The organism is Microcoleus sp. PH2017_05_CCC_O_A (genome assembly GCF_020738785.1).
Taxonomy (GTDB): Bacteria; Cyanobacteriota; Cyanobacteriia; order Cyanobacteriales; family Microcoleaceae; genus Microcoleus.
Genome location: NZ_JAEQCB010000230.1, coordinates 1 through 6,429 on the forward strand (window position 1 = coordinate 1; position 6,429 = coordinate 6,429).

A 6,429-nucleotide genomic window follows, 5' to 3' on the forward strand; every position below is an offset into this window, starting at 1 on the left:
TTTAGGGGGATCTCCGGGCCCGAAAAAGTGTTAACCCAACAGTATCGATCGCTAATTGAGAAGCGGTTTGCTGCCTCCGTCTACAAGTTTAGTTTTAACTGACCGACGAACACCATTCTCAGGAACAGGCAAGATGCCTGTTCCACAAAAAAATTCATCTCTTGTGGAACAGGCATCTTGCCTGTTCATAAAAGGCTTATTGACAATAGTGCAATATCTCAGTTTTAAAGAAAAGGCCGCAGCATAAAAAACTGGATCGGCCGACTTCGACAACTACCCGCAACTGAAAATTAATTAACTATGAGCAATTTCAACATGAAAATAGCGATCGTCAACGACACGTTGATTGCTGCTGAAGCTTTGCGCCGAGTTTTGGTGACGGTACCGGAGTATGAAATTATTTGGATAGCGGCGGATGGGGCCGAAGCTGTGTCCAAGTGCGCCCGCAATACACCGGATGTGATATTGATGGATTTGATCATGCCGGTGATGGATGGTGTTGAGGCGACGCGCCTGATCATGAAGCAATCTCCCTGCGCGATTCTGCTAGTGACATCTTCGGTGACAGGTAATGCGGGCAGGGTTTTTGAAGCTATGGGATATGGAGCTCTGGATGCTATTAATACGCCAATTTTGGGGTTGATGGGCAATTCCCCAAGCGGCGGTATGGAGTTGTTAAAAACTATTTCTAAAGTCGCTAGATTGATTGGTAAAAGTAACTCGACTTCTTTATTTCACAGCGCAACTCCTAAATGCTTGACTCCGCCGCTGCTGGCGATCGGCTCTTCGACTGGCGGGCCCCAAGCTTTGGCAACTCTGCTATCGGCTTTACCTGCCAATTTATCGGCGGCTGTGGCGATCGTCCAACACGTAGATGCTGAGTTTGCTCCTGGTTTGGCAGATTGGCTGAGTCAAAAAAGTAAGTTGGCGGTGAGTGTCGCAGTTGCCGATCGACCTTTGGAAGTCGGTAAGGTGATAATTGCCGCGACTAACGACCACTTAGTATTACAATCGAATTTAACACTTAAGTATACGAAAGAACCTTTAGAATATCCTTACCGCCCTTCAGTGGACACTTTTTTTGAGAGTGTCGCTCAATACTGGCCGGGCAAAGGGGTGGCAGTGCTGTTAACCGGTATGGGCAAAGACGGCGCTAAAGGGCTCAAAGTTTTGCGATCGGCAGGCTGGCACACGATCGCCCAAGACCGCGCTACCTCAGTAGTTTACGGGATGCCGAAAGCTGCTGCTGATTTGAATGCGGCTGTGCAGGTTTTGCCGATCGAGGCGATCGCCCCAGCCTGCATGAAATATCTCGTGTAGAAAATACTAGAGATGTTTGGGCCATAAGGCTTAAGTGGTTGAGCACAATGGCCGAGGTCGTGCCAGACTCTCAGCGATCATAATCAATCTATTGGGGTGATGTTTTGGGATCGCGATCGCGCGTGTATCTTGCCAGCAGTCTGTAATTTCACGGAATGCTGCGGTTACCGGGCACCTGCTAGCAAGCAGCAGTCGGCTGACCCAACAATTAGCGATCGTAGCCCTTGCAATCAATGTCAAGCGTGCTAGGCTGTGTAAAGATTTTACAAAAATCAGCGGATAAAACTTTACCAACCTGGTATTATCACCTGGTAAGCGTACTTAAATAATACCGGGTCGCTATTGACACTTAGAAAATATTTAAGTAAAAGTTTCGATCCTCTCCAGACAATGGCCGTTGCCCGATCTAGTTATGAAATTAACTCACTCTCAGGCTATTGAATTCGATTGCAGTTGTGCACTAAATCAACGAGAAAGTCAAATAGTCAACGGCAACGTGGTAAAGTTGAAGTTTGAGGATAGGGGAAACAATGGGAAAAACCCAGTTACCGCCAGAGATAGCGCCATTCTCAGTAACCTCAAATTGGAGAAAAGCCGTCACTCGATCGACTTAAATTTACCTTTAAATTCAGAAAGCAAAAAAATATCTAGCTTGACCGAATACACTGTTACAGTTTTACTGATTGACGATCAGGAAATGATCGGCGAAGCGGTGCGCCGAATGCTTGCTAATGAAAAAGACATTAAATTTTATTACTGTAACGATCCAGCTCAAGCAATTAAGAAAGCATTAGAGGTGAAGCCAACAGTCATCCTCCAAGATTTAGTAATGCCAGAAATAGATGGATTGCAGTTGCTGCGCTTTTTTCGAGGGAATTCGCTGACGCGAGACATTCCGATGATTGTTCTCTCCAGTAAAGAAGAAGCGGAACTAAAAGCGCAAGCATTTTCCTTGGGTGCTAACGATTATTTAGTAAAACTGCCCAATCCAGTCGAACTCATTGCTAGAATTCGCTATCACTCAAAAGCTTATATGCACCTGCAAGAAAGGAATCTCGCCTATCAAACCATGCAGGATTATCTAGTCAAATTAGAGATAGAACAAAAAAAATCTCAGGAGTTGCTGTTAAATATATTGCCAGAGGCGATCGCCGAAAGATTAAAAAAAGAACAAGGTGTAATCGCCGACGAATTCGCAGCAGTTAGCGTGATGTTCGCGGATATTGTTGGCTTCACCCAGTTGTCAGCATCAATATCGCCCAAAAAATTAGTACATTTACTCAACGATATATTTTCCAAGTTCGACGATCTCGCCGAAAAACACGGTTTAGAAAAAATTAAGACAATTGGTGACTCTTATATGGTAGTGGCGGGGTTGCCAAATCCGAGAGCAGATCACGGAGATGCGATCGCCGAAATGGCCATAGATATGCAAGAAGCCATAGTGAAATACAGAGAAGAGTTCGGTCTCACTATTAGCATCCGCATCGGCATTCATTCGGGCCCAGTGGTAGCTGGAATCATCGGGACAAAAAAGTTTATTTACGATTTGTGGGGCGATACAGTAAATACCGCTTCCCGCATGGAATCTCACGGTATCCCGGACGGAATTCAGATTTCCGACGCAACTTATTTGCTTATAGAAGACAAGTATGAGTTTGAAAAACGCGGTTTAATCAATGTCAAAGGTAAGGGCCAAATGGCTGCTTATTTATTAAAAGGAAGATTGGAAGTTGATTTTTAATTGGGAATTGGGAATGGGTAATTGGGAATTGGTAATTGGGAATTGGTAATCGGTAATTGGGAATTGGTAATTGGGAATTGGTAATCGGTAATTGGGAACCGGTAACTGGTAATTGGTAATTATTGATTAAGGGGTGTGAGATATGAGTAGACCAGATTTTGAGGATTTGGATGTTTACAAGTTGGCTGAAAAATTGGCAAATGAGGTTTGGTTTATCGTCAAAGAATGGGACTATTTTACAAAAGATACTATCGGGAAGCAACTTGTACGCGCCGCCGATAGCGTTTGCGCTAATATTGCAGAAGGACGTGGTAGATATAATTATCAAGACAATCGGCGTTTTGTCAAGATTGCCAGAGGTTCTTTGTATGAAACAATCAGCTTTTTGAGGCTAGCATATGCCAGAAAATTAGTGGGAAGTGAACAGGTAAAAAGATTCCAACCAATAATTGATGAATTGTCACCGAAGCTGAATGCTTATCTACAGTCAATAGGTAACAATCAAGAAAAATAATTGATTAATAATCAGAGTATATATAGCAATTATCAAGTGAGGTACAGTATTGGTAATTGGTAATGGCTAATTAGCAAGACAAATAGCGAGTAGATCGCGAAAGTTTAGAACCGCTATGAAACACCAATTACCAATTACCAATTACCAATTACCAATTACCCATTCCCAATTACCAATTACCAATTATTAAATCTAACTCTTATGTTTCGAGATAATATTGTTCTGCTTCCGACCAATTTAGTTTAAGTAACGAATCTTCTCCACTTGAAAGCTTGAAACTCGGCTTAATTGGTTTTACGCCCAAAGCGCTAATAATCTGCGCTGCTACAGCTTTCGCCAATAGTGGCGGTACAGAATTTCCGACTTGGCGAAAACCGTGCCATTTTGTGACGTGAAATCTAAACCAGTCAGGATAGGAATGCAATCGCGCTGCTTCTCTGACTGTAATGCACCGAGGCGCGATCGGGTGAATTGGCCTTGGCGAAGTATAAGCGCCCCTCGCCCTGTCTGTTCCAGCCCTGAGAGTGTTGCAAACTCCGTCGGGGTGCAGCTTGTAAAAACGGCTGATCGGCTCTTTTTCGCCGTAGGCTGCGGCTGCAAATCTTTCAATACATTCGGCAGAATGTTTGGTGCGCCGACTGCATGAGAGGATTTGTCGATCGTACTGGCGATCGTAAGCATAATCATTATCAAAATCATCGAATCCGCGCAAAAAACTCGCGTAATCGCTGCTGCACTTTCCGTACTCCACCATTACCCAATCTCGGTGTAGCAACTCGCTATACTTTTCTACTTCCGGCAAATCTCCAATCGCATCCAAAACTGTCGGAACCGCAGGTAAATTAACTTTTTTATAGCGTTTAGGAAGTTTCTTTTTAGGCAAAAAAGTAGTTGGCTGAGGATAGTTTGGCAGATCGTAGTCTTTTTTGCAACCAATCAGAAACAATCGTTTGCGAGCTTGCGGTACTCCGTAGTGAGCTGCGTTAAGAACTTGATAGTTTTCTTCTACTTGATAGCCTGCTTCCAGAAAAGAGCTAATTAAAAGATTCAGGAGTTCTTTGTGTTCGCCTGCTACAATTCCCGGCACATTTTCCATTACAAAAAACTTGGGTTTGAGCTCCAAAACTAAGCGTTGAAAGTGGAAAATTAGAGAATTTCGCGGATCGCCGACATCGCGCTTCCCCATCAGCGAGAATCCTTGACAGGGCGAACCGCTGATTACTACGTCGATTTCGCGCTTGCCGATCGCAGATTTTTGCCGAATTTCTGCTCCCGTCAGCTCTGAGACATCTTTGCACAATACAGAACACATCGGGAAATTGAACTCGTGGGTAGCGCAGTGGATGGGGTCAATTTCGACTGAAGCAAGTACATCAAAACCTGCTTGTTCAAAGCCCAGCGTCATGCCGCCTGCGCCTGCAAATAAATCAACAGCGATCGGTCGCTTTTTCCGATAGCTTGACATAATATTTCAATACTAAAATTGTTTTAAGAAGCTGTATTTATTTTAACATTTTTGATTATTTCGGCAGCAGCGCGATCGCACACACCGACATCTCCCAGACTTTCGCGCATTTGGCGATAATCCGTCAAAGTTTGCTGGCGTCGATCGGCATTTTGCAGCAATTCCAGGGCGTGGAAAACTATATTTTCGGCAGTAGCCTCGTCTTGCAGCAACTCCGGAACGATCGCCTTCATTTGCACCAAATTGGGCGGAGAGATAAAAGGAATCGACAATTTCAGCAGGTGGCGAGCAATCATCGCCGTAATGCGACTGACGCGGTAGGCGACAACTTGCGGAACGCCGAGCAAAGCTAATTCCAAATTAACAGTACCAGATTTGGCGATCGCAAAGTCGGCAGCAGCCAAGATTTCCAGATTTTGATTTTCCAACAAAGTAGCCCGCAAACCGTAATTCTCGATCGCTTGTTCGATTTTGCTGCGGAAAGCTGCTTGAGAAACCGGAATCCAGAAATGAACCTCCGGGATTTTAGCTTGGATAATGCGAGCAGCCTCAAATATCACCGGCATCAGGTACTTGAGTTCTTGCTTTCTAGAAGCGGGAATTAGAGCGACTGAAACCTGTTCCGGCTCAATTCCCAAAGTTTTGCGGGCAACTTCCCGACTGGGCGCAGATTGCATTCTATCCAGCAAAGGATGACCAACCCAACTGACTTGAGAGCCTTTGGCGCGATAATAAGTAGCTTCCTGGGGGAAAATCGCCAAAATGCGATCGGCAATATTGACAATCAGATCCGTATTGCGAGGAGAAATCGAGCAAACCCATTCTTGAGGTGCGATGTACCAAACCACAGGTAAATCGGGCAAACAGCGGCGGATGTAGCTACCAATACCGAGATTGGGAGTCAAATAATCAATCAATACAACAACATCGGGACGGAATTTTTTGAGATATTGTTTAGCTTTTTGCTGAACAGCGATCGTTGGCAAAATATACGGCACAGATTCTATAATACCCATAGAACCAATACCCAGAGTATCGCCTAAAATAGTAGCGCCAGCTTGAGCCATACGAGGGCCGCCCAATGCGGTTATTTCCAACTCCAAACCAGCGGCGACAGCATGACGTTTTAAAGCTGCAACTAACAAAGCTCCTTGCAAATCGCCAGAAACCTCACCAGTGCTGATAAAAATTTTCATAAACTCCTCAATATCCTCGGTAAGGTGCGTCAGACAAAAACTGTTTGAGTTACCTATAGCTGGTGACTGACGCACCGTACAGCTTCCTTCTCTTCCTTCGTGTCCTTCGCGTCTTCGCGGTTCAATAATACTAATTCTTTGAGTCCGCAAGAATTAATATAAGGCTCATTCATTTTTTACCAGGAATCAA

At 44.4% G+C, this 6,429-nt stretch carries 5 protein-coding genes; 3 read left to right on the forward strand and 2 right to left on the reverse strand.

Translation table 11 applies throughout. From position 1 onward, the window contains the following. Positions 1-300: 300 nt before the first annotated feature. From JGK20_RS32105 to JGK20_RS32115, 3 genes are all read left to right on the forward strand, one after another. Positions 301-1,320 (forward strand): chemotaxis response regulator protein-glutamate methylesterase, encoded by a 1,020-nt coding sequence (locus JGK20_RS32105; RefSeq protein WP_293183954.1) that lies wholly within the window; start codon positions 301-303, stop codon positions 1,318-1,320. 412 nt (positions 1,321-1,732) lie between these two features. Beyond that, entirely contained in the window at positions 1,733-3,064 is a 1,332-nt protein-coding gene (locus JGK20_RS32110) for an adenylate/guanylate cyclase domain-containing protein (protein WP_293183956.1), read from the forward strand. A 142-nt stretch (positions 3,065-3,206) separates the two neighbouring features. After that, complete coding sequence (locus tag JGK20_RS32115) at positions 3,207-3,578, forward strand: four helix bundle protein (RefSeq protein WP_293183958.1); 372 nt, start codon at positions 3,207-3,209, stop codon at positions 3,576-3,578. Between the two features lie 199 nt (positions 3,579-3,777). Here the strand turns inward: JGK20_RS32115 and JGK20_RS32120 are convergent, their stop codons facing one another. Further along, positions 3,778-5,043, reverse strand: a complete 1,266-nt coding sequence (locus JGK20_RS32120) for a DNA cytosine methyltransferase (protein ID WP_293206724.1) — start codon at positions 5,041-5,043, stop codon at positions 3,778-3,780. A 23-nt stretch (positions 5,044-5,066) separates the two neighbouring features. Then, positions 5,067-6,239: a lipid-A-disaccharide synthase gene (lpxB, locus tag JGK20_RS32125; RefSeq protein ID WP_293183963.1), complete on the reverse strand. Its 1,173-nt coding sequence runs from the start codon at positions 6,237-6,239 to the stop codon at positions 5,067-5,069. Positions 6,240-6,429 lie beyond the last annotated feature (190 nt).

Bases quoted from the DNA above. Each gene is read 5' to 3' on its own strand.
- JGK20_RS32105 (WP_293183954.1), top strand. From the start codon at position 301: ATGAGCAATTTCAACATGAAAATAGCGATCGTCAACGACACGTTGATT.
- JGK20_RS32110 (WP_293183956.1), top strand. From the start codon at position 1,733: ATGAAATTAACTCACTCTCAGGCTATTGAATTCGATTGCAGTTGTGCA.
- JGK20_RS32115 (WP_293183958.1), top strand. From the start codon at position 3,207: ATGAGTAGACCAGATTTTGAGGATTTGGATGTTTACAAGTTGGCTGAA.
- JGK20_RS32120 (WP_293206724.1), bottom strand. From the start codon at position 5,043: ATGTCAAGCTATCGGAAAAAGCGACCGATCGCTGTTGATTTATTTGCA.
- lpxB (WP_293183963.1), bottom strand. From the start codon at position 6,239: ATGAAAATTTTTATCAGCACTGGTGAGGTTTCTGGCGATTTGCAAGGA.